This window comes from Streptomyces sp. NPDC015125, from assembly GCF_043080045.1.
Lineage (GTDB): Bacteria > Actinomycetota > Actinomycetes > Streptomycetales > Streptomycetaceae > Streptomyces.
Window position 1 is genome coordinate 226,428 of record NZ_JBIBVF010000006.1, and the last position, 23,121, is coordinate 249,548.

Sequence of the window (23,121 nt, forward strand, 5' to 3'; positions counted from 1 at the left end):
CCCTCGTCCCGGTACCCACCGGGGTGTGGCCGGTGGATGGCGAGCTGGTGAATGATCTCCGCCGTCGGCGGAGATCCGGGGAGCAGCCGCCACGCGCTCCTTCGGTCTCGCTTACCGTGCCCCCATGAGCGATGTTGAGCGCACCGTTCGCCGGTCAGGACCGCGGCTCTCCCGCACCAGCCGGCTCATCCTCGTAGCGGTGCTGTGTGTGCTGGTCGTCCTTGCCGTTCTGCTGCTTCCGCGGCTGCTGCGCGGGTTGCGGCCCGGGCAGACCCTGACCGTCCCGGAGGGGCAGCGGTCCTCGCAGATCTACGCGGCCGCCGACAAGGCCCTGCACCGTCCGGCCGGGTCCACCGCGAAGGCCGCCAAGAGCGCGCATCTGGGACTGCCGGGCGAGGCGAAGGGCAACCCCGAGGGCTATCTCTTCCCGGCGACCTATCCCCTCGACTCGGACACCACCCCGGCGTCGCTGCTCGGCTACATGGTCAAAACCGCCAAGCAGCGGCTCGCCGCCGACGGCATCGCCTCCTACCGGACGGTCGTGATCGCCAGCATCGTGCAGGCCGAGGCGGACCGGCCGGCCGATATGGGCAAGGTCGCCCGGGTCATCGACAACCGCCTTGCGCACCACATGCCGCTGCAGATGGACTCGACGATCAATTACGCGCTGGGCCGCAGCACCCTCCGCACCAGCCACGCCGACACCAGGACCAAGAACCCGTACAACACCTACCGGTACCCGGGCCTGCCGCCGACGCCGATCGACAATCCCGGGGCGGACGCGCTGAAGGCGGCCGGCGCGCCGCCCGCGGGCGACTGGCTCTACTTCGTCACCGTCAAACCGGGCGACACCCGCTTCACCGCCGACTATCAGGAGCATCTGCGCAACGTCCGGGAGTTCAACGGCCGGCAGGCGAGCGCCGGGAGTCGCGGTGGCGGTAGTGGTGGCGGTGGCGGTGGCGGTGGCGGTGGCGGGGCTTAGGACGTCCCCTCCCGCGCCCGCTGCCCTCCGCCCACGCCGTGCCCGGACGTCATTACTCCTCGCCGGCCAGGGTGAGCGCCTTCAGACGGCGGGCGGCATACCAGGTGGCGGCGACCGTGAGTGCCACCAACAGGCCGACCGCGAGCGGGAGTTGGACATCAGAGGTGATCGCGCCCTCCGCGGCCGCCTTCTGGCCGACCGCCAGCGCCCACTGCTGGACGCTGAGCGTCTTCGCGCCCGGGACGAGGGTGCCGACCAGCGCCTCCCAGACCAGGGCGTAGACCAGGCCGAACACGACGGCGTGCCGGGTGATCGTGCCGAAGAGGAGGAAGAGGGCGCTGTAGGCGACCGACGCGATGGCCGCCGCCACGGCGTAGCCCACGGCCATCTGCTGGCTGTTGCCGTTGAGGAGGAAGCCGGCGAGCAGCACGGGAAGGGCGGAGAAGGCGACCGTGACGCCTATCGCGACCAGGAGTTTGGTGAAGATGATCGTCGGCCGGGACACCGGCTTGGCGAGGAGGTAGACCACCGAGCCGTCGTCGATCTCCGGGCCGATCGCGCCCGTACCGGCGATGACACCGATCAGCGGCACCATCGTGCCCAGCGCGAAGCCGCCCAGGATGCCGCCGGCGGTGGAGTCATCGGCGCCGGTCAGCGTACGGACGGCCACCGCGAGCGCCACCAGCAGGGCGGGCAGCGCGAAGAGGATCAGTGCCCGGCGCCGGCCGAGCAGGGCGCGGTAGGTGAGCCGGGCAACGGTCGGGTGGAAGAGTGTGGCCTTGGGCGCGCCGGGGGGCGCGGCGGGGGCCGTCGGAGTGGTCGTGGACATGCGTCAGGGCTCCTTTCAGGGCCTCAGGCCGCTACGAGGTAGGAGAAGACGGATTCCAGCGACTCGTCGGAGGGCGAGACCGTCAGAAGGCGGATGCCGTGGTCGCGGGCCACCCGCGGCAGGAGTTCGGTGAAGCGGCCGAAGTCGACCGCCTGGATGCGCAGCGCGCCTTCGGCGAGGTCCACCTCGATGCCGGCCGTCGAGGGGTCGGCGATCAGCGCACCGGCCAGTGCCCGGTCGTTGTCGGACCGGACCAGATAGCGGTGCGGGCGGTCCGTCATCAGGCGGCGGATCTTGCGGAAGTCACCGGACGCGGCATGCCGTCCGGCCACCACCACCTCGATGTGCGAGGCGAGTTGTTCGACCTCTTCGAGGATGTGCGAGGAGAACAGGACCGTACGGCCCTGGTCGCCCATCTGCCGCAGCAGCTCCATCAGCTGCATCCGCTGGCGGGGGTCCATGCCGTTGAACGGCTCGTCGAGCAGCAGCACGGACGGGTCGTGGACCAGCGCGGAAGCCATCTTCACGCGCTGCCGCATGCCCTTGCTGTACGTCGAGATCTTGCGGTCCTGGGCGTACTCCATCTCGACGGTGGCCAGCGCCCTGGCCGCCTCCGCCCGGCCGAGTCCGTGCAACTCCGCGTTGGCGAGGACGAATTCGCGCCCCGTGAGGAAGTCGTACATCGCCTCGCGCTCCGGGACGATGCCGATGTGGCGGTAGATGCCGGCGTGACGCCAGATCGTCGTCCCGTCGAGGGTGACCGAGCCGTTGGAGGGCGCGAGGAAGCCGCCCATCATGTTGATGAGCGTGGACTTGCCTGCGCCGTTGGGGCCGAGCAGGCCGGTCACGCCGGGACCGATGGTCATCGTGATGTCGTTGACGGCGACGACGTTGCCGAACCAGCGCGAGACATGGTCGATGGTGAGAGTGCTCATGGGCGCAGCCCATTCCTTAGGAGGGTGGTGGTCGGGCCGGGGGCGCCGGCCGGTGGGAGCCGGCGGCGCGGGGCGGTCACAGTCCGGCCTTCCGGTAGCGGCGCATCAGCAGGGCGTAGCAGCCGGCGATGACGGTCAGGGTGACGAGGAGATACACGAATCCGGCACCGGTCGACGGCGCCACGCTGTTGGGGAAGGAGCTGGTGCCGCCGAGGAAGGCCGACTGCACACCGTCGATCAGCGTGATGGGGGAGAACAGCCCCAGCCAGCCGACGGCGGCCTCGTTGCCCTGCATGAAGGCGATCCCCTGGACGGCGGTCACCGCACCGTACGGAATGGTGAGGACGGCGATCACGGCGGCGACGCCGAAGCCACGGCGGGGCGTGACCGCCGAGACGACCAGGCCTATCCCGGCGAACAGCAGCGAGAGCAGCACCACGGCGACCAGTCCTTGTGCCAGCCCCTTGGTCTGGTCGACGAAGTCCAGCTTGGCCAGCAGCGCGCCGACGTAGAGGACCAGCAACGGGGCGCCGGTGAGGATGAGCAGAGCGCCGGCCATCGCCGCGAACTTCGATGCCACGTAGTCGCTGCGCTCGATGGGGCGGGAGAAGTACAGCGGGATGGACTTGAAGCGCAGGTCGCGCGAGACCGACTGCGGGGCCTGGGAGGCCAGATAGAGGCCGATGACGGCCTGGAGGTAGACGGCGTAGCCGGAGTAGCCGACCGGGAGGCTGCGGGCCTTGGTGAACACCGCCACCGCGACCATGATCGCGGCGGGCAGGCACATCACCGCGAAGAGCAGCATCGGCAGCACCTTGCTCTTGGCCGAGCGGCCCAGACCGTAGGCGCCGCGCAGGCTCTGCGAGAAGAGCGACCGGCGGGCGTAGGCGCGGCCCAGGCGGGGGCCGTCGTAGTGGCGGTAGCCGATGTTGTGGATGTAGGCGCCGCCCGGTGCGGCGGATGCGGACGTCGCGGGCGCGGACGTCGTGGGCTCAGGCGACATCGTGGGCGCCTCCGTCCTGGGTGGCATACGGGGCGCTCGGGGCGCCTGCGGTGGCGGGGGTGGCGTGCGCCGCGTCCGCATCGCGGAAGACCTCGGCGATCTGGTGCCGGCGCTGTTCCATCCGGATCAGGCCGAGCCCGAGCCCGGCGACGGTGTCCCGCACCAGGTCGTAGGTCTCCTCCCCGGCCGCCTCGACGTACAGGAGGTGCCCGGCGGAGGCGAGGCTTTCCGAGCCGGCGGCGCCGGTGGTGACCGTGGCTCCGGCGGCGGCCAGGGCCGCGCGCAGCGCCGCGGTGCCGTCCGGATGGGCGTCGGTGTCCGTGACCTCGACCGCAAGCGTGGCCGTGACCTGTGTGAATTCATCGGTCGAGGAGGAGCGCAGCAGTTTGCCGCCATCGATGACGACGACATGATCACAGGTCCGCTCCAGCTCACCGAGGAGGTGGGAGGTCACCAGGACGGAGATCCCGAAGTCGGTGTGCACGCGCCGGATCAGGCCGAGCATCTCGTCCCGCCCGGCGGGGTCGAGGCCGTTGGTGGGCTCGTCGAGGAACACCAGCTGCGGGTCGTGGACCAGCGCCTGGGCCAGCTTCACCCGCTGCTTCATGCCCGTGGAGTAGCCGCCGATGGGGCGGTAGCGCTCCTCGTAGAGGCCGACGTGGCGCAGGGTGTCCGCGGTGCGCTCACGGGCGGCGGCCGGTGGCAGTCCGGACATCCGGGCCATGTGCACGACGAATTCGGTGGCCGAGACGTCCGGGGGCAGGCAGTCGTGCTCGGGCATATAGCCGACCCGCTCACGGATGGTGCCGCCGTCCTTGGTCACATCCAGGCCGAGGACATGTGCGGTCCCTTCGGTGGCCGGGGCCAGCCCGAGAAGGATCTTGATCAGGGTGGACTTGCCGGCACCGTTGGCACCCACCAGGCCCGTTACGCCGGGGGCGATGTCAAGGGAGAGCCGGTCCAAGGCGGTCACCCGCGGGAACCGCTTGCTCAGGCTTTCGGTCACGATCACAGTCACGTCATCGACGGTAGTGGCACCGGCCACACCGGTCGTCAGACCAGACGGTGGGATGTGCCTCCCCCTGCGGTATTACGTGCCCGTAGGGGTCTCCTGCTCCGAGTGGCCATGGCGTCGGGGTCGCGGCGCATACCCGACGGCCCCCTTGACGCGGCCGTCGGCCATTGTCACATTCATCGGTGGCAGGTTACGGGCACGTACCGCGATGCACCGCTCACGGACGGACGGTTGACGATGGCCTCAGTCACCTCGGCGACCCCACCAGGAGCCGGAGAACTCACCGCCGGGCTAAGGGGGTTCAGAGAGGTCCAGCGGCTCGCGTACGACTGCGCCGAGGCGGTGGCCGCCCAGCTCGGGCCGGGGGTCACCGAGCGGGAGGCGGCGCGAATGCAGCGCGAGTGGCTGCGCGAGCGCGGGGTGCGGGACTGGTTCCATCTGCCGTTCGCCTGGTTCGGCGACCGCACCGCCTTCGTCAACTTCCGCCTGCCGCTGCAGTTCTTCCCGACCCACCGCGCGCTGGAACCGGGGATGGCCTTCATCCTCGACATGGCGCCGGTTCATCGGGGCTTCACGGCCGACATCGGCTACTCCGGCTGCCTCGGGCTCAGCCCCGTGCACGACCGGCTGCTCGCCGACCTCGAAGCGCATCGGCAGCTGATCCTGCGCGAGGTGCGCGAGAGGCGCTCGCTGCGGGAGATCTACGAGGACGTCGACCGGCTGATGGTGCGGCAGGGCTACGCCAACCGCCACCGTGCCTACCCCTTCGGCGTCATCGCGCACAAGGTCGACCGGGTCCGCCGGCGCAGCTGGTCACCCACCCTCTTCGGGTTCGGCACCCAGGCCCTCAAGGGCCTCGCCTCCGATGCGCTGCACGGCCACCGTGAGGGTTGGTCTCCGCTGTGGAGCCCCTACGCCTTCTCCGACCACCCGCCGCAGCCGGGCCTGTGGGCGGTCGAACCCCACCTCGGGTTCCGGGGAACGGGCGCGAAGTTCGAGGAGATCCTGGTGGTCACGGACTCCAAGGACCCGCAGGAAAGTGCCTTTTGGCTGGACGACGATCTGCCGCATGTGCGGCGCTGGCAGGAGGAGAAGGCAGCGTGAACACGGGACGTGGTCGGGGAAAGGGAGAGCGACAGGGACCGGGACCGGGACGGGGACAGGGACCGGGACGGAGGGAAGGACAGGGGCAGGGATCTGCGCGGGAGCCCGGACAGGCGCCCGTAGGGGGTGAGGGACGCGGGCGGCGAGCCGATCGGGACCCGCGAACGGGGCGGGTACAGCAACCCGGGGCCGGAAACGGTGCGGGGCTCGACGGCGCGCGGGAGCGCTGGGTGCGGACCGGTGGCATCGAGCTGTGCGTCGCCGAACTGGGGGATCCGGCACAGCCCACGGTGATGCTGGTGCACGGCTATCCGGACAGCAAAGAGGTGTGGTCCGAGGTCGCCCGCGGCCTGGCCGACCGGTTCCATGTGGTGCTCTACGACGTCCGGGGCTGCGGCCGGTCCACCGCTCCGAAGCCGCTGCGCGGCGGCTTCACCCTGGAGAAGCTGACCGACGACTTCCTGGCCGTCGCCGACGCCGTCAGCCCCGACCGCCCGGTTCACCTCGTCGGCCACGACTGGGGCTCGGTCCAGGCCTGGGAGTTCGCCACGGTGCGCCGTACGGAGGGCCGGATCGCCTCCTTCACCTCCATGTCGGGCCCGTCCCTGGACCACTTCGGCCACTGGATCAAGAAGCGCATGGCGCGCCCCACGCCCCGGCGCGCCGCCCAGCTCCTCCACCAGAGCGCCAAGTCCTGGTACGTCTACATGCTGCACACGCCCGTGCTGCCCGAGCTGGCGTGGAAGGGTCCGCTCGGCAAGCGCTGGCCTCGGATCCTGCAGCGCCTGGAGAAGGTACCGGGCGGTGACTACCCGACCGCTTCCCTGCCGACCGATGCCGCCCACGGCGCCTGGCTCTACCGCGACAATGTTCTTCCCCGGCTCCGCCGCCCGCGCAGCGACGCCTATGCACACTGCCCGGTCCAGCTGATCACCCCGACCGGCGACGCTTTCCTCTCCCAGCGGCTGTACGACGACCTGGAGCAGTGGGCGCCCCAGCTGGTGCGCCGCACCCTCCCGGCCAAGCACTGGGTACCGCGTACCCGTCCCGACCAGCTCGTCTCCTGGATCGGTGCGTTCGTCACCGCCAAGGAAGAGGGGGATCCGGCAAAGCAGGTCGTGGCATCCGGCCCGCATGCCGACCGGTTCGGCGGTCAGCTGGTGCTGGTGACCGGCGCGGCCGGCGGCATCGGCCGGGCGACGGCGTTCGCCTTTGCCGAGGCCGGCGCGCTGATCGTCGCCGTGGACCGGGATGCCGAGGGCGCGGCGCGGACCGCCGAGATGTCCCGGCTGATCGGTGCACCAGACGCCTGGGCGGAGGTCGCCGATGTCTCGGACGAGGCGGCGATGGAGAAGCTCGCCGACAAGGTCGACACCGAGTACGGCACCGTCGACATCCTGGTGAACAACGCCGGCATCGGCCTGTCCGGCTCCTTCCTGCAGACCAGTGCCGAGGACTGGAAGAAGGTGCTGGACGTCAATCTGTGGGGCGTCATCCATGGCTGCCGGATCTTCGGCAAGCGGATGGCACACCGCGGACAGGGCGGCCATATCGTCAACATCGCCTCGGCCGCCGCCTTCCAGCCTTCGAGGGTGCTGCCCGCCTACAGCACGTCCAAGGCGGCCGTCCTGATGCTCAGCGAGTGCCTGCGTGCCGAACTGGCCGGTCAGGGCATCGGCGTCTCGGCCATCTGTCCGGGGCTGGTCAACACCGGTATCACCGCCACGGCTCGCTTCACCGGTGTCTCGGCCGACGAGGAGAAGCGCCGCCAGGCCAAGGCCGCGTGGATGTACGGGCTGCGCAATTACCCTCCGGAGAAGGTCGCCGACGCCATTCTGCGTGCGGTGGTCCGCAACCAGGCGGTGGTACCGGTCACCCCCGAAGCACGCGGCGCCCATCTGATGGCCCGCTTCGCCCCGCGCGCGCTGCGCGCCCTTGCCCGCTTCGAGCCGCGGCTGTAGCGCCGGACGCCCGGCCGGCATCCGCGGCCGGGCATCCGGCCCAGGTCCCGGCGCGTATCCCCGGCCGGGCCCGGTCGGAGCCCAGGCTCAGACGAGGCCCAGGCTCGGTTCGGGCCCAAGCCCGGTCGGGGCCCAAGCCCGGTCGAGGCCCAAGCCCGGTCGGGACCCAAGCCGCATCCGCCGCCGTACGGCGTGCCCGGGGGAACCGAATACACTTCCGGCCGCCCCTGGCTCTGCCACACGGGCCACGGCGGGCGCGGTGGGCCGCACGGCCCACTCGTGCACGCGGCCCTCCGTAGTACGCGGGCGCTTCCGGCCGTCTCCCGGACCCCTCTCGTAAGGAGCACTTCAGTGACCGAGCAGCCGCCGACGGGCGAATACCGCATCGAGGACCTGGCGCACCTCAGCGGCGCCACGGTCCGCACGATTCGCGCCTATCAGGACCGCGGGCTGCTCCCCCGTCCCGAGCGCCGGGGCCGGGCCAATGTCTACGGCGACCCCCATCTTGCCCGGCTACGCCAGATCGCCGATCTGCTCGACCGCGGATACTCCCTCGCCAGCATCAAGGAACTCCTCGAGGCCTGGGACGCAGGCCTCGACCTCGGCGGGGTCCTGGGCCTGGTCGCCGAGATCGACGGGCCGTGGACCGACGAGGAGGCGTCCCGCGTCAGCCGCCCGGACCTGGACGCCGCCTTCGGGGGCTCCCCCGACGAGGAGGCGATCGCCGAGGCGGTCGAACTCGGCGTCCTGGAAAGGATCCCCGGCGAGGACGACGCTTTCCTCGTCCCCAGCCCGCAGGAACTCGCCGTCGCCGCCGAACTGCACTCCGCCGGCGTCCCGCTTCTGGCGATCACCGGTCATCTGCGGGAGGTGCGCGGCGAGGTCGAGCACATCGCCTCCCGCTTCCTGGACTTCACCACCGAGCATGTCTTCCAGCCCTTCCTGGATCACCCGCCGACCGAGGCCGAGGCTGCGGAAGCCGCCGCCCTCGTACGCCGGCTGCGCCCTCTGGCCCAGCAGACGATTGACGCCGAACTCGCCCGCGCCATGCGCACCCTGGCCACCCGCTACCTGCGCCATCACCTCAGCGAGGCACTCCCGGCAGAGGCGCTCGGGTCCGACGAGGCGCGGGCCCTGGCGTCGGCAGCGGCAGCCGGCGCCGGGCGGGCGCCCGCCGGGGCGCCGCCCTCCGAAGCGGGCTCCGGAAGCGTGCCCGGGCCCCGGTCCGTGCCCGGACCGCCGCCGTCCGTCCCGACGGCCGCACCCGGGCCGGTCACGGACCCCCGTACCGCGCCCGGCCCCGGCACGGTGCCGGAAACGGTGCTGCTCCCCGCCGAAGCCGTGCAGGCCGTGCGGGCTCTGGTGGGCGCGGAGCACACGGCCGCCTTCATCGCCGCCGCCGCACACCGGGAGGTGCAGGCCCGCACCATGGATGCCCTGGCGTCGGGCGGAAGCGGGACCGTGCCGAGGGACGGCGCGGCCGGCGCCCACCCGGAGCACCGGACCGGCACCGGGCACCGGACCGTCAACGAGCTCTAGTCCGCCCTCCACGCCGATGCCGAGCCCGGCCGCACCGGGCACGCCCCGTGCTCCCCTGAGCACCACCCGAGCACGACCCGACACCCCCCGGAGCTCCGCCCCTGGGGCGCCGGGACAGGCCCTGTCCCGCATGCGGCACGGCCCCCGCCGTGAGCCTCCGCCGCCCTGCCGGCAACTCCAACCGGCTTCGCCCCACCCAGTCTTGAGTTGTCAAGGATCGGATCGTGCGCAGCCCCCTCACCACGCCCTTCAGCACCTCAACTGACCGGATCGGGAAGCCAGTTGCCGTGGAAGCCGTACGGCACCCGCTGCGGGAGATGGACCGTGGCGACCGGGTCGGCCGAGATGTCCTCCGCGTCGAGTACGACGAGATCGCTGGTGTCCGTGGAGGCGTCGTAGACATACGTGATCAGCCAGCCCGGACCTCCCGGACGGCCGTCCGCCGGGGCGAAGACGGCCTCGGCCGGAGTGCGCCCCGGGCCGAAGTCATGCCGAACGACCGCACCGGTCTGCAGGTCGTAGCGGAGCAGGGCACCGGGTATCGGGCCGCTGCCCGGCAGCTCGCCGGTGATGGCATGGCCGAACCGGGCCGGCAGCCCGGCGAGCCGGTCGTCCACCCTGGGGAACTCGCAGAACCGGTCGTCGAGTTGCTCCTCGGCGACCGTGCCCGTGGCGAGGTCGATGGTCCAGCGCCAGAGGTGGGCCGGGGTCATGCCGCCGAATTCGGCATAGCGGGACACATACAGAACGATCCGCTGGTCACCCTCGTCGTGGGCATTCAGCGCGTGGAAGACATAGCAAGGGTCGATGGACAGCCAGCGGACCTCGCCATAGGGGGCGTCACGCCGCAGCACCCCGAGCCGGGCGCCGTACTCCGGATTCCAGTGGAACGGCATGCCGGGGCGACTGCGGTCGAAGACGACCGGGAGGTCCATGAAGATGACATGGCCGGCGGTCAGATGGAAGTCGTGCATCATCGTGTGCCCCGGAACATCGATGGGGCGGCTGATCACCAGCTCCCCTGACACGTCGGCACGGTGGTAGGTGAGATAGGGCGGGGTGGGGCCGCCGTATCCGAAGAAATGCAGCTCGCCGGTGGTGGGGCAGGTTTTGGGATGTGCGGTCATGGCGGTGGTGAGCCGGCCCCCGAAGTCATGGGCGCCGAGAGTCTCCAGCTCATGGCCGGGACGGCAGTCGATCTCATAGGGCAAGGACGACTCGACCAGTGCGAGGGTGCGTCCGGCATGCCGGACGATATGAGTGTTGGCCACGCCCGCCGCCAGATTGCGGCGGCCCTGCGCGTCCACCGTGGGCTCGCCTTCGAAAGTGGCGGTGCGGACCCAGCGGTTGCGGTAGGAGACGGCCCGGCCGCCCTCCAGGCGCAGACCGTGGACCATGCCGTCGCCGAAGAACCAGTGCGCAGTGGCGGCATCCCGCGGGTTGGGGCCGTTCCGCAGGAACCAGCCGCAGAGCTCGGGCGGGATCGTGCCCGTGACCGGAAGGTCGTAGGCGGTCACTTCGTCCTTCACCGGGGCGAAGTTGCCGGCCATGTGGGGTACGGGGGCGTGCGAAGCGGTTGCGGTGGTCGGGGGTGTGGTGGTCATACGGCCAGGCCTCCTTGAGCGTCGGCCCGCACGCCGGAGTTCTCCATGAAGCGGGCGCGGGCCCGCTCCGGGTAGGCGGCGGTGAAGCGGATGGGAAGGACGAATCCGGCGATCTGGATGGCGATCGAGAAGATGACGTTCCAGGCCTGCACGGAGGCGACGGTCTGGGCGATCGCGGTGAGAGTGAAGGACAGCGCCCACGCAGCGGTGAGTACGACGTTGATGCGGCGGAACAGCGGGGTGTGCCAGACCTCGGGCGGGGCCATCCGCCGCGCAATCCCCATCGTGAAGGGCCGCCGCACGGCGATCGACACCCAGGCGATGAGCGCCAGCCAGCCCTGCGACAAGGCACTGCCGTACATCTTGAGCCCGCTGTCGGGGCGGGCGAAGGCCAGCACACTGAGGGCGGCGAAGAACAGGATCGTGCCGTACTCCAGCAGCCGGTGGTCGAGCGAAAGACCCGCGGCACGGTCGGCGATGAGCAGCGCCACGGCTATCAGCAGGCCGGCGAGCGCCCCCCACTGCCAGCCGGCGGAGGCCACCCCCGCAAAGACCAGCCACGGAATGAAGCTCCGCAGGTAGTTCATGATTCCCCCTCTTCCTGCACGGCCGCGCGCCTCAACGCCGGGACGAGTCGCCGCACTTGGCACACATTCCAACTTCGACATGTCGAATGTAGAACCTCCACCTTTGACATGTCAACAGTGGAAGGTAAAGTGCCGGTCATGAGCCTGAGACATGCAGTGCTGGGCCTGCTGGCCGAATCCCCGGCGAGCGGATACGACCTGATGAAGCTGTTCAACGCCTCGCTGTCGAGCGTCTGGCCGGCCACACAGAGTCAGGTGTACGGCGAGCTCGCCAAGCTCACGACCGCCGGACTCGTCGAGGTCGCCGCCCACGGCCCCCGCGGCCGCAAGGAATACGCGATCACCGAGGACGGCCTGGCGGAGCTGCGCCGCTGGCTCACCGACGTCGAACCCAGTGGCCCCCATCGCGATGACGGCCTGCTGCGCGTCTTCTTCCTCGGCATCGTGACGCCCCTTGAGGCACAGACATTTCTCCTGCATCAGGCCGAACGTGCCGCTCGTCTCCGGGCCACGCTCGAGCACATCGAAGAGACCGCCGTGTGGGACGAGGAAATGATTTCGGTCTACGGACGGATTGCGCTGGAGTACGGCCTGCGGATGTCGGCGACCCAGGAGGAATGGGCCCGTTGGGCAGCCGATGAGGTGACCAGCGCAAAGGCGAGAAGGGCCAGCGAACTCGCGAGGAAGCAGCACACGGAAGGCCGGCCGGACGAAGCGGAGTAGCGGGCCGGACTGCGGCTGCGGCTGCCGATGCCGCTGCTCTCGGCCACCCACAGGTCCGCGGGACGACAGCGGCCCGTGGGACGACAGCGGTCACAGCACCCCGGCACGTCCCACCGCCTCCCCGGACCGCAATTCAGGTGCCGTCGCATGCCGCGCGCGGCACCCTGGAGCCATGGACAGCCAGCGCTCCGTGCGCATCTCGAAGTACCTGGCAAAGCATCTGCGCCATGAACCGGAGCGGATCGGCATCACCCTCGACGCCCAGGGCTGGGTGCCCGTGGAAGAACTCATTTCAGCGGCCACACGGCATGGATTCCGCTTCTCCCGGGCGGAGTTGGCGGCGGTGGTAGCCGACAACGACAAGCAGCGCTACGCCATGGAGAACGACCGGATCCGTGCCCGGCAAGGCCACTCGGTGCATGTCGACCTCGATCTGCCGCCTGCCGAACCCCCCGCCCGTCTCTTCCACGGCACGGTGGCCCGCAGTGTGGCCGCCATCCGGGAGGAGGGGCTACGGCCGATGTCGCGGCATGCCGTCCATCTCTCGCCCGACCGCGAGACCGCGACCCGAGTGGGCGCACGGCGCGGCAGGCCCGTGGTCCTGACCGTGGACGCGGAGGCGATGCACCGCGCCGGCCATGTCTTCCGGGTCAGCGCGAACGGCGTCTGGCTCACCAGCCGTGTACCGGCCCCGTTCCTGCGTTTCCCGGGTGAGCCATCGCTCCCGTAGGACCGCGCGGAAAGCGGTGTGCCCAGACGGCCGGGGGGCCCAACCCCCTGCCTCCCACACCCCGGCCCGGCAGGCCGCTCCCTCAGAGGCCCGGCGCCCCCCACACCGGGAACCACCGCGCCAGATCCTGCTCGATGGTCAGGTCGTCCCCGAGCATCGCCCGCACCTCCAGTTCGAGCGGGTTGTCGCGCTTCTCGCCGCCGCCCTCCTTGGGGGAGAAGGGGTAGAACGTGCCGCGCTTGTAGAGGTAGACCAGCGCCAGCGACCGCTGCCGTTCGTCACGGAAGCCGACCAGCGAACACAGCAGCTGTGGGCCGAACCCCGCCTCCTCCAGCGACGTATTGACCGCGTGCAGGTCGTTGACCAGGCCCGCTACGTCCTCGGGCGGATGCCGTGCGAGCAGCCAGGTATAGCCGTACGCGTCCTGTGTGAACTCCACCGAACCGTCCAGCAGGGACCGGGCCTCCTCCTGGATGCGCGCGAACGTCCCGCCCTCGACGCTGGCGAAACACACCGACCCCAGGCCGGTGGGTTCGAATCCGGCCGCGGCCTGAAGGGTGACCGCGGCGGACGGCAGCGCGAAGAGCCGGTCGAGATCGGGCCGCACCGGTTTGCTGCGGCCGAGGATGGCGTCAAGAAATCCCATGCGTGACGTACTCCCTGCTCGATACATCCGGCCCCATTGCGCCGGTCGTCACCTCTGCGCCGGTCATCACATCCGGCCCAGCCGCGCCGGTCGTCACACCCACACCCGACACCCCGGCCATCACATCCGCCCCACCTCGCCGGTCACCGCAACCACGCCGGTCACCGCATCCGCCCCGACCACGCCGTTCATCACGCCCGCCCCAGCTGCGCCGAGATCCTGGCCAGTTGGTCCAGCCGCTGTTCCAGCGTCGGGTGCGACGACAGCAGCCGGCTGAAGCTCTCCTTGTTGAACGCCGGGGCGAAATAGAAGGCGTTGAACGGCTGGGCCTTGCGCAGATCCTCGGTCGGGATCCTTGCGATCTGGCCGGTGACCTTGGTCAGCGCGGCGGCCAGTGCCGAGGGGCGGCCGGTCAGCAGCGCGGCGGCCCGGTCGGCGGACAGCTCACGGTAACGGGACAGCAGCCGGGTCAGGAGGAAGCTGATCGCGTAGACGACCACGCTCACGGCGGTCACGATGAGCACCGCGATGGCCGCGTTCTGATCCCGGTTGTTGCGCCCGATGCCGCTCCACAGGGCGGCCCGGGTGATGATCCCGGCCAGCACGCCGAGGAATGAGGCGATGGTCATCACCGCGACATCGCGGTGCGCGACATGCGAGAGCTCGTGGGCCAGCACCCCCTCCAGTTCCTCCGGCTCCAGCCGCCTGAGCAGGCCGGTGGTGGCACACACCAGGGAGTTTTTCTGGCTACGGCCGGTGGCGAAGGCATTCGGCACATCCGACTCGGCGATCGCCACCCGCGGCTTGGGCATATCGGCCAGCGCACACAGCCGGTCGACGGCGCCGTGCAGCTCGGGCGCCTGCTCCGGCGTGACCTCGCGCGCGCCCATGCTGAACGCCGCGATCCGGTCGCTGAACCAGAACTGCGCGATGAACAGGGCGCCCGCGATCAGCAGCACCACCACCCACGCGCCCTTGAGCAGCACCACCAGCACGCCGACGACCACGACGTACAGCAGCCCGATGAAGAACATCGTGGTGACCATGCGTGTGGTCAGCCCGCGATCCGGGGCGAATCGGGTCTGTGCCATGGCTCCTCCGAAAGCACCGCAGTTCGCGCAATGCGCCGACCGCTCGCGTGCCGTCCGCACACCGCGCGCCGCGGGACGCACACCGCGCCCCGCTGCCCCAATTCTCCCTCTTCGGAGCTATATGCGGGGTAAAGCCCAGGCCAGGGGAGTGCCGGGCGCGTCGGGCCGCGGGGCACCTCGATACCGGGGCGCCGCCGGGCACCTCGATGCCGGGACCGCCGGACACCTTCCGTGCCGGGGCCGCCGGGGTGCCATGCCGGGGCTGCCGGGACGTCCTGCGGCCGCGGAGACGACTCTCCGGAAGACTCCGGAGTCGTCTCCCGCTCTACCGGGTCGCCAGCTGTGCCGGCGCCTCCGCCACGATCCGTTCGAAGACCGCGACGTCGGCCTCGAAGACCGAATCGGCGATCGGCCAGTGGAGGACGAGCTCGTCGATGCCCAGCTCGGCGTGGCGGCCGGCGAAGTCGACAAAGGCGTCCACGGAGTCCAGCGGACGGTCCGGAGTGAAGCCGGTCAGCATGATTTTCTGCAGGTCGGCGAGGTCCCGGCCCTCCTCGGCGCAGGCCTTGCCCAGCCGCTCGAGCTGTCCCCGGATCGCCGCACGCGACTCGTCCGGCGTACCGCCCCCATTGGAGACCTTGGGATCCCCGGTCGTCACCCAGGCCTGGCCGTACTGGGCGGCCAGCTTCAGCCCGCGCGGCCCGGTGGCCGCCACCGCGAACGGCAGCCGCGGCCGCTGCACACAACCGGGGATGTTGCGGACCTCGTGCGCGGAGTAGTGGTCGCCGGCGTAGGAGACGACATCCTGGGTCAGCAGCCGGTCCAGCAGGGCGACGAACTCGGCGAAGCGGTCGGCCCGTTCCCGCGGCTCCCAGGGGACCTGGCCGAGCGCGGTGGCGTCGAAGCCGTTGCCGCCGGCACCGATGCCCAGGGTGATCCGGCCGTCGCTGATGTCGTCGAGCGAGATCAGTTCCTTGGCGAGGGTGACCGGGTGCCGGAAGTTCGGCGAGGTGACGAGGGTGCCCAGCCGCAGACGGGAGGTCGCGGCCGCAGCCGCGGTCAGCGTCGGAAGAGCACCGAACCAGGCCTGGTCGCGAAAGCTCCGCCACGAGAGGTGGTCGTAGGTGTACGCGGCGTGGAAGCCCAGCTCCTCGGCGCGCTGCCATGCCTCCCGTCCGCCTTCGGACCAACGGCGGACGGGGAGTATCACGGTGCTCAGTCGCATACCCCCGAGCGTACGGCCGTCCGCACGGTGCGGACGATTCGCCTCGGTGCCGTGGACGGGCTCCGCCATTGCCCGTCCTGCACGCCATCCGCCCGGACGCCACGGGCTCATGCGCGCAACCCACCGCAGTCCTGTGCACGGCGGTACGGGAAGATGGCCCCGTGACTGATCCCCCCGCCACACCACCACGGGCGCCCGAAACGGCCGTTGCGCCCCGGCTGATCGCCACCGATCTCGACGGCACACTGCTGCACGACGACAAGACGGTCTCCGACCGGACGATCGCCGCGCTGGCCGCCGCGGAGCGGGCCGGCATCGAGGTGTTCTTCGTCACCGGGCGCCCGGCCCGCTGGATGGGCGTGGTCAGCGACCATGTGCACGGTCACGGCCTGGCGATCTGCGCGAACGGCGCGGCCGTCGTCGACCTGCACCGCGGCGGCCGGATCGTCGAGGTCAGCCCCCTGGAGCGCTCCGTCGCGCTCACCGTCGTGGACGCGCTGCGCAGTGCCGCACCCGGCACCTCGTTCGCGGTCGAGCGCACCGGCGGCATCCACTACGAGCCGCAGTACCCGCCGCTCCTCCTGGACCCGGCCGCGGTCGTCGCGCCGGCCGAGAAGCTGCTGGCCGAGGACTTCGTCTCGACGCTGTGTCCGCACGCGGCGGCGCACGACGAGGCCCAGGGGCCGGGCGACGCCCCCTCCGGTGGTGCCTCTTCCAGTGACGCCCCCTACGGTGACGCCGGCGGACCCACCGATCCCAGGGGCCCCGCTTTCCCCGAGCAGCCCGTGATCAAGCTGCTGGCGCACCACCCCGAGCTGGACCCCGACGCGTTCCTCACGCTGGCCCGTACGACCGCCGGCGATCTCGCGTCCTTCACCCGGTCCAGCCCCACCGCCCTCCTGGAGATCAGCGGTCCCGGTGTCAGCAAGGCCGGCACCCTCGCCCACTGCTGTGCGGAGCGCGGCATCTCCCCGGAGGAAGTGGTCGCCTTCGGGGACATGCCGAACGACATAGAGATGCTGACCTGGGCCGGCACCTCGTACGCCATGGCCAACGCGCATCCTGACGTGCTGGCCGCCACGACGGGCCGTACCGCGTCCAACAACGACGACGGCGTCGCAGCCGTCATCGAGCGGATCCTGCACCACGACCTCCCACGGGGCGACCGGTAGCACCGAGGGCGACGGCACCGCCTGGCCTCGCCCGGCCCCGCCCGGCACCGCCTCTACGCCCGCGCCGCCCTGCCCCGCCCTGCCCTCACAGCGGCGCCTCCCACCTCAGCGTCGTCCCCGTACCCTCCTCGCCCAGCCCGGGGCCGTACGAGCTGGAGCCGCCCAGCGACTCCGCGCGCTTGGCGAGGTTCTTGAGGCCGCTGCGGCGGCCGCCGTCCGAGATGCCGACGCCGTCGTCGGCGACGGTCAGGCGGACGCCGTCGGCGCCGTCCGGGAGCCGGATCGTGGCGTCCACGACGACCTCGATCCGGGAGGCCTGGGCGTGCCGGAAGGCGTTCGAGAGCGCCTCACGCAGCGCGGCAATCAGGTTCTTGCCGGTCAGCTCGCCGACCCGGGAGTCGACCGGGCCGATGAAGCCGGCCGACGGCTGGAAGCCGAGTGGTACGGCTGCGGTGCCGATTTCGCGCAGGACCCGGGTCCGCAGCCCGGACGGTGCCTCGGCCGGGCCCTGCTGCAGGGCGAAGATCGCGGTTCTGATCTCCTGGATGGTGACGTCCAGCTCGTCGACGGCCTTGCCGACCCCCTGTGCCACCTCGGGCACGACGGATCTGCGCTGTGCGCTCTCCAGGATCATGCCCGTCGCGAAAAGCCGTTGAATGACGAGATCGTGCAGGTCACGGGCGATCCGGTCGCGGTCCTCGTAGACGGCGAGCCGCTCGCGGTCGCGCTGCGCGTCGGCCAGCACCAGCGCCAGTGCGGCCTGCGCCGCGAACTGGGTGGCCAGCGTCCGCTCGGCGGCGGTGAACGGGCGGGCACCCCTGGCCCGCGGGACCGCAAGGGTGCCGAGCACCCGTCCGCCGCTTTTGAGCGGAAGCATCATGCTGGGGCCGAAGCGGGCCGCGATATCCGTGATCATCCGCGGGTCGGTGGCCGAGTCGTGCACGAACACCGGCTCCCCGGCGAGGAGTTGTTCGACCACCGGGCTGTCGGGCGGAATCTGCGTCCCCATGATCCCGGTGGGGTCGTCCGCCGACACCGCGACGATCTCCAGGCCGCCCTCCTCGTCGGGCAGCAGCACAATGCCGGCCGCCGACTCCGCCAGCTTGCGGGCCTGCTCGGCGACCACCGCGAGCGCATCGTCGACATCGCTGCCGGCTAGGAGTTCGGTGGTCACCGCCACGGAGCCGTCGATCCACCGCTCCCGCTGCCGGGTTGCGGCATGCAGCCGGGCGTTGCCGATCGCGATACCGGCCTCGGTGGCCAGCACCCGCACCATGTGCAGGTCTTCCTCGCTGAAGTCCCTGCCCGCGCGTTTCTCCGTCAGATAGAGGTTGCCGAAGATCTCGCCCTGGACACGGATCGGCACCCCGAGAAACGTCCGCATCGGCGGATGCCCGGCCGGGAAGCCCGCCGAGCGGGAGTCCTTCATGAGGTCGCCGAGGCGCAGTGGCTTGGGATCGTGGATGAGCGCCCCGAGCAGGCCCTTGTGGCCGTCGGGCAGCGCGCCGATCCGTTCGCGCTGCTCCCTGGTCACCCCATACGTCACAAAGTCCGACAGCCCCTCGCGGGCGTCGTCGATGATCCCGATCGCGGCGTAGCGGGCGTCGGCCAGCTCGGCGGCCGTCTCCACGATCCGGTCCAGGGTGAGGTGCAGATCCAGACCCGCGCCGACCGTGCGCATCGCTTCCAGCAGCTGCGGTACCCGGGCGGTCAGCTCGGACGACAGTCCCTGCAGGCTGCGGGTCGCCTCGGTGGCGGCGTCCATGGGGTCGGGGGCCGCACTCGCGCCGTCGCTCCCGGTGTCCCCGGGGCCCGCGGGTGGGGGTTCTGCCGTGGCTGCCATGCCATGAGCCTAATAAGGGCTGTTTTCCGGGGAAAGTTCGGTTATGGGCGACGGCCGGGCGCGGCGGGGGACGGGCCCGGTACGGGGCGGGACGGGGCCCGGCGCGGGCCCTGGACGGTACGCCGTCCCGGGCCACCGGCAGCGCGTCGCCCTCCGCACGAGGTGCGCATCCCTCACGCCCCGGCAGCGCGTCGCCCACCGCACGAGGTGTGCATCCCTCACGCCCCGGCAGCGCGTCGCCCTCCGCACGAGGTGCGCATCCCTCACGCCCCGGCAGCGCGTCGCCCTCCGCACAAGGTGCCGCCCCGGCAGCGCGTCGCCCTACGCCACCGGCTGCGCCTCCCCGTACGCCGTATCCACCGCCCGCTCGCGCTCCAGCATCCGCCGGAACGGGCCGTCGGCCGCGGCCAGCTCCGCGTACGGCCCGCTCTGCGCGACCCGCCCCTGATCCAGGACCAGCACCTCGTCGACCTCCTCCAGGCCGGTGAGCCGGTGGGTGATCAGGACCGTCGTACGGCCCTCGGTCGCGGCCAGCAGATCGGCGGTCAGCGCATCGGCGGTGGTCAGATCGAGGTGCTCGGCGGGCTCGTCCAGAACGAGCACCGGGAAGTCCGCGAGCAGCGCACGCGCCAGGGCCAGGCGCTGCCGCTGACCACCGGACAGCCGGGCGCCGTGCTCCCCGATCATGGTGTCCAGGCCGTCGGGCAGCCCCCGCACCCAGTCCGCGAGCCGCGCCCGCCCGAGCGCCTCCCACAGGTCCTGGTCGGCATCGTCCGAGGTGCCGCGCCGGTCCCGGCGGGCGAGCTTGAGGTTCTCCCGCAGCGAGCTGTCGAAAAGGTGCGCGTCCTGCGCACAGAGCCCCACCAGCCGCCGGACCGCGTCACCGTCCAGCGTCCGGGCATCCGTTCCGCCCAGCAGGTACGTCCCCGATTCCCGGTCCACAAAGCGCAGCAGCACCTGCGCCAGGGTGGTCTTCCCGGAACCGGACGGACCGACGACGGCGAGCCTGCGGCCGGCGGTCAGGGTGAAGCCCACGCCGTCCAGCGCCGGGCGGTCCGCTCCCGGGTGGCGCGCGGTCAGATCCCGTGCGACCAGCGGGAACGGCGCCTCGGGCGCGTCGGCCGGCTCGGTCGGCTCCTGCACCGGGACCGGCGCGTCCAGCACCTCGAAGACCCGCTCGGCGGCGTGCCGGGTGCGCCGGCGGTACTGCACGGCGAGCGGCAGCCCGGTCACCGCCTCGAAGGCGGCGAGCGGGGTGAGCACGACCACGGCCAGCGCCACGCCCGACAACCGGCCCGCATGTACGGCCTGGACGCCGGCCACCGCCGCCGCGGCGACCGTCAGTCCGCACAGCAGCGCCGACAGCCCGGCGCCGGTCCCGGACACGGTGGCCGAACGGGAGGCGATCCGGGTCAGCTCCCGGTCGGCGCCCCGTACCGATTCCGTGCGGGCAGGGAGGGCACCGGCCACCGTCAACTCGGCGGTACCGGTGAGCACATCGACGACGCGGGTCGCGAGCCGCCCGCGCGCGGGCGCCAGCTGACGCTCCGCCCGCCGGGCCAGAGCACCCGAGAGCATCGGCACCCCCACGCCCGCGAAAAGCAGTCCGACGGCGAGAATCGCACCGGCCTCCGGCAACAGCCAGCCGGTGAAACCGACCGCGCCTGCGCCGACCAGCACCGCCGCCCCGACGGGCAGCAGCCAGCGCAGGAAGTAGTCCTGCCCCGCATCGACATCGGCCACCAGCCGCGACAGCAGATCGCCGCGACTGCGCTCCTTGAGTCCGGCCGGCGCCAGCCGCTCCAGCCGCCGGAAGACGGCGACGCGTGCCTCGGCGAGCATCCGGAACACCGCGTCATGGGCGACCAGCCGCTCGGCGTATCTGAAGACCGCACGGCCGATGCCGAACGCCCTGGTCGCGGTCACCGCCACCATCAGATACAGCACCGGCGGCTGCTGCGCCGCCCGCGAGATCAGCCACCCCGAGGTCGCCATCAGCCCCACCGCGCTGCCCAGCGCCAGGCTCCCCAGGAGCAGCGCCAGCGCGAACCGCGCCCGATGGGACCGGGCCGTTTGCCGCAGCCGGGTGAGCGCCGAGTGCCGGGCGGAGCCGGGAAGGGAGTCGGGCCCGGTGTCCTCCTCCGGAGCCGGCGCCCCGGCCGCCGCCTCGGCGAACCCCCGGTCCGCTCCGGCGAAGCCCCGGTCCCCGTCGACGGAGCCCCGGTCCGCCCCGGCGGGACCCCGGTCCCGGTCTGCCGGGTCGACGACCGGCTCCTGGCACGACTGACGGGAAGACGCACTCACGACCGCACCGGCGCGCGGCCCCGCACCCAGTGGATCCCCCGCGCCCTCCGCGCCCAGAGGACCGGCCGTGTCCGCGGGTCCCGCCAACCCCGGCAACCGCACCACCCGGTCCGCCACCGCCAGCAACGCCGGCCGGTGGACGACGAGCAGAACCGTACGGCCGACGGCGAGCCTGCCGATCGCGGCCACCATCGCTTCCTCGGTCGCGCCGTCGAGGTTGGCGGTGGGCTCGTCCAGGAGCAGGATCGGGCGGTCGGCGAGGAAGGCGCGGGCGAGCGCGAGGCGCTGGCGCTGTCCGGCCGAGAGCCCGGCACCGGACTCGCCGAGCCGGGTCGCCATGCCGTCCGGGAGCGCGTCGATGAAATCGAGCGCGCCCGCGTCGCCCAGGGCGTTGCGCACCGCGGCGTCCTCCGCATCCGGCCGCGCCAGCCGTACGTTCTCGGCGATGGAGCCGGCAAACAGCTGCGGGTGCTGCGGCACCCACGCGATTCGCTGCCGCCAGCTCTCGGGGGAGAGCGACGCGATGTCCCGGCCGTCGACGAGGGCCCGGCCCCCGTACGGTTCGGTGAAGCCGAGCAGCACGCTCAGCAAGGTGGACTTGCCGGCGCCGGAGGGGCCGACCAGTGCGACGGTCTCGCCGGGCCGGACCTCGAACGACGTCGCCGGGAGCGAGTCGGCGGTCCGCCCGGGGTGGCGGACCACCAGCTCCTCCACGGCCAGTGCGGTGCCCTCGGGCGCGGGTGCGGTGCCGGCGGTGCGCAGCGGTGTCTCCAGCACCGCGAAGATCTCCTCCGCGGCCGAGAGCCCCTCGGCCGCGGCGTGGTACTGCGCGCCGACCTGCCGCAGCGGCAGATACGCCTCGGGCGCCAGCACCAGCACCATCAGGCCGGTGGAGAGGTCGAGTTCACCGTGCACCAGCCGCATACCGACACCGACCGCGACCAGCGCGACGGAGATGGTGGCGAGGAGTTCGAGCGCGAAGGAGGAGAGAAAGGCGATGCGCAGGGTGCGCATCGTCGCCCGGCGGTATGCGCCGGTGATGGCCCGGATGGAGGCGGCCTGGGCCTTGGCCCGGCCGAAGACCTTGAGGGTCGGCAGGCCCTCGACGACATCGAGGAAGTGGCCCGACAGCCGGGCGAGCAGCCGCCATTGGCGGTCCATCCGCGCCTGGGTGGCCCAGCCGATCAAGATCATGAACAGCGGGATCAACGGGAGGGTGACGACGATGGTGAGCGCCGAGATCCAGTCACCGGTGACGATCCGGGCCAGCACGGCGAGAGGGACGACGACCGCCAGCCCCAACTGCGGCAGATAGCGGGCGAAGTAGTCGTCCAGTGCGTCGATGCCGCGGGTGGCGAGGGTGGTGAGTTCGCCGGTTCGCCTCTCCAGGGTGCCCGTGCCGTCGAGCGTGCCCGCGTCGGCCGCCCCCGGGCCGTACGGAGCCGGGGCCGGGGCGCCGCCGTCCGTGCGCCCGATCACCGCGCCGGGCCCCAGCCGCGCCGCCCGCTCGATGAGCCGCATGCGCAGCTCGGACTTGACCGCCGCGCCGGCGCGATGCGCGGCCAGCTCGGTGAGCCAGGAGACCAGACCGCGCCCGACGGAGATCGCGGCGAGCAACGCCAGCGGTGTGACCAGGGCGCCGGGACCGAGATGGTGCTGGAACGCCCCGACGACGATCTCGGCAATCAGCATCGCCTGGCCGATGACCAGGCCCGCTCCGGCCAGCCCGAGCACCACCACCGCGACCAGGAAGCCGCGGGTGGCCTGGGCGTAGCGGAGCAGACGTGGGTCAACCGGTTTCACGTGAAACATCCGTCCTGCTGGGCCG

18 protein-coding genes are annotated in these 23,121 nt (G+C 71.7%); 7 read left to right on the forward strand and 11 right to left on the reverse strand.

Annotation, left to right across the window (positions count from 1 at the left end):
* Positions 1–124 precede the first annotated feature (124 nt).
* Positions 125–982: an endolytic transglycosylase MltG gene (gene mltG / locus ACF088_RS16965; protein WP_392376537.1), complete on the forward strand. Its 858-nt coding sequence runs from the start codon at positions 125–127 to the stop codon at positions 980–982.
* 52 nt (positions 983–1,034) lie between these two features.
* Here mltG and ACF088_RS16970 read toward each other — a convergent pair whose 3' ends face one another.
* The 4 genes from ACF088_RS16970 to ACF088_RS16985 all read right to left on the reverse strand — a co-directional run bounded on the left by ACF088_RS16970 (position 1,035) and on the right by ACF088_RS16985 (position 4,794).
* The gene (locus ACF088_RS16970; RefSeq protein WP_392376538.1) at positions 1,035–1,811 is read right to left on the reverse strand and encodes an ABC transporter permease subunit; all 777 of its coding nucleotides are present in this window, start codon (positions 1,809–1,811) and stop codon (positions 1,035–1,037) included.
* 23 nt (positions 1,812–1,834) lie between these two features.
* The gene (locus ACF088_RS16975) at positions 1,835–2,746 is read right to left on the reverse strand and encodes an ABC transporter ATP-binding protein (RefSeq protein WP_392376539.1); all 912 of its coding nucleotides are present in this window, start codon (positions 2,744–2,746) and stop codon (positions 1,835–1,837) included.
* Positions 2,747–2,822: 76 nt separating this feature from the next.
* Entirely contained in the window at positions 2,823–3,749 is a 927-nt protein-coding gene (locus ACF088_RS16980) for an ABC transporter permease (RefSeq protein WP_392376540.1), read from the reverse strand.
* Positions 3,739–4,794: an ABC transporter ATP-binding protein gene (locus ACF088_RS16985; protein ID WP_392376541.1), complete on the reverse strand. Its 1,056-nt coding sequence runs from the start codon at positions 4,792–4,794 to the stop codon at positions 3,739–3,741. Before ACF088_RS16985 ends, ACF088_RS16980 begins: the two co-directional genes overlap by 11 nt.
* 207 nt (positions 4,795–5,001) lie before the next feature.
* Between ACF088_RS16985 and ACF088_RS16990 the strand changes: the two genes are divergently transcribed.
* The 3 genes from ACF088_RS16990 to ACF088_RS17000 all read left to right on the forward strand — a co-directional run bounded on the left by ACF088_RS16990 (position 5,002) and on the right by ACF088_RS17000 (position 9,368).
* Positions 5,002–5,868, forward strand: coding sequence for a M24 family metallopeptidase (locus ACF088_RS16990; RefSeq protein ID WP_392376542.1), 867 nt, complete (start codon positions 5,002–5,004; stop codon positions 5,866–5,868).
* Between the two features lie 230 nt (positions 5,869–6,098).
* Positions 6,099–7,829 (forward strand): SDR family oxidoreductase, encoded by a 1,731-nt coding sequence (locus tag ACF088_RS16995; protein ID WP_392376543.1) that lies wholly within the window; start codon positions 6,099–6,101, stop codon positions 7,827–7,829.
* 351 nt (positions 7,830–8,180) lie between these two features.
* Entirely contained in the window at positions 8,181–9,368 is a 1,188-nt protein-coding gene (locus ACF088_RS17000) for a MerR family transcriptional regulator (protein ID WP_392376544.1), read from the forward strand.
* Between the two features lie 257 nt (positions 9,369–9,625).
* Here the strand turns inward: ACF088_RS17000 and ACF088_RS17005 are convergent, their stop codons facing one another.
* Both ACF088_RS17005 and ACF088_RS17010 read right to left on the reverse strand, forming a co-directional pair.
* A complete protein-coding gene (locus ACF088_RS17005; protein WP_392376545.1) occupies positions 9,626–10,972 on the reverse strand; it encodes a carotenoid oxygenase family protein in 1,347 nt (448 codons plus the stop codon).
* Positions 10,969–11,559 carry a hypothetical protein gene (locus ACF088_RS17010; protein WP_392376546.1) on the reverse strand — a complete coding sequence of 197 codons (591 nt, stop codon included), beginning with the start codon at positions 11,557–11,559 and terminating at the stop codon, positions 10,969–10,971. The genes ACF088_RS17005 and ACF088_RS17010 overlap by 4 nt, the downstream gene beginning before the upstream one ends.
* A 138-nt stretch (positions 11,560–11,697) precedes the next feature.
* Here ACF088_RS17010 and ACF088_RS17015 point away from each other — a divergent pair, with 138 nt between their 5' ends.
* Both ACF088_RS17015 and ACF088_RS17020 read left to right on the forward strand, forming a co-directional pair.
* Positions 11,698–12,282: a PadR family transcriptional regulator gene (locus ACF088_RS17015; protein ID WP_392376547.1), complete on the forward strand. Its 585-nt coding sequence runs from the start codon at positions 11,698–11,700 to the stop codon at positions 12,280–12,282.
* A gap of 172 nt (positions 12,283–12,454) precedes the next feature.
* Complete coding sequence (locus ACF088_RS17020; protein WP_392376548.1) at positions 12,455–13,012, forward strand: RNA 2'-phosphotransferase; 558 nt, start codon at positions 12,455–12,457, stop codon at positions 13,010–13,012.
* An 82-nt stretch (positions 13,013–13,094) separates the two neighbouring features.
* Here ACF088_RS17020 and ACF088_RS17025 read toward each other — a convergent pair whose 3' ends face one another.
* The 3 genes from ACF088_RS17025 to ACF088_RS17035 form a co-directional block, all read right to left on the reverse strand.
* A complete protein-coding gene (locus ACF088_RS17025) occupies positions 13,095–13,658 on the reverse strand; it encodes a hypothetical protein (protein WP_392376549.1) in 564 nt (187 codons plus the stop codon).
* 191 nt (positions 13,659–13,849) lie between these two features.
* A complete protein-coding gene (gene htpX, locus ACF088_RS17030) occupies positions 13,850–14,749 on the reverse strand; it encodes a zinc metalloprotease HtpX (protein WP_392376550.1) in 900 nt (299 codons plus the stop codon).
* A gap of 325 nt (positions 14,750–15,074) precedes the next feature.
* Entirely contained in the window at positions 15,075–15,974 is a 900-nt protein-coding gene (locus tag ACF088_RS17035; protein ID WP_392376551.1) for an LLM class flavin-dependent oxidoreductase, read from the reverse strand.
* A gap of 161 nt (positions 15,975–16,135) precedes the next feature.
* Here ACF088_RS17035 and ACF088_RS17040 point away from each other — a divergent pair, with 161 nt between their 5' ends.
* Entirely contained in the window at positions 16,136–17,146 is a 1,011-nt protein-coding gene (locus ACF088_RS17040) for an HAD hydrolase family protein (RefSeq protein WP_392376552.1), read from the forward strand.
* Between the two features lie 85 nt (positions 17,147–17,231).
* On the opposite strand, the gene ACF088_RS17045 is transcribed toward ACF088_RS17040, so the two are convergent.
* Together ACF088_RS17045 and cydD are read right to left on the reverse strand one after the other, a co-directional pair.
* On the reverse strand, positions 17,232–18,911 hold the full coding sequence (locus ACF088_RS17045) for a GAF domain-containing protein (RefSeq protein WP_392376640.1): 1,680 nt from the start codon (positions 18,909–18,911) through the stop codon (positions 17,232–17,234).
* Positions 18,912–19,310: 399 nt separating this feature from the next.
* On the reverse strand, positions 19,311–23,105 hold the full coding sequence (cydD, locus tag ACF088_RS17050; protein WP_392376553.1) for a thiol reductant ABC exporter subunit CydD: 3,795 nt from the start codon (positions 23,103–23,105) through the stop codon (positions 19,311–19,313).
* Positions 23,106–23,121 lie beyond the last annotated feature (16 nt).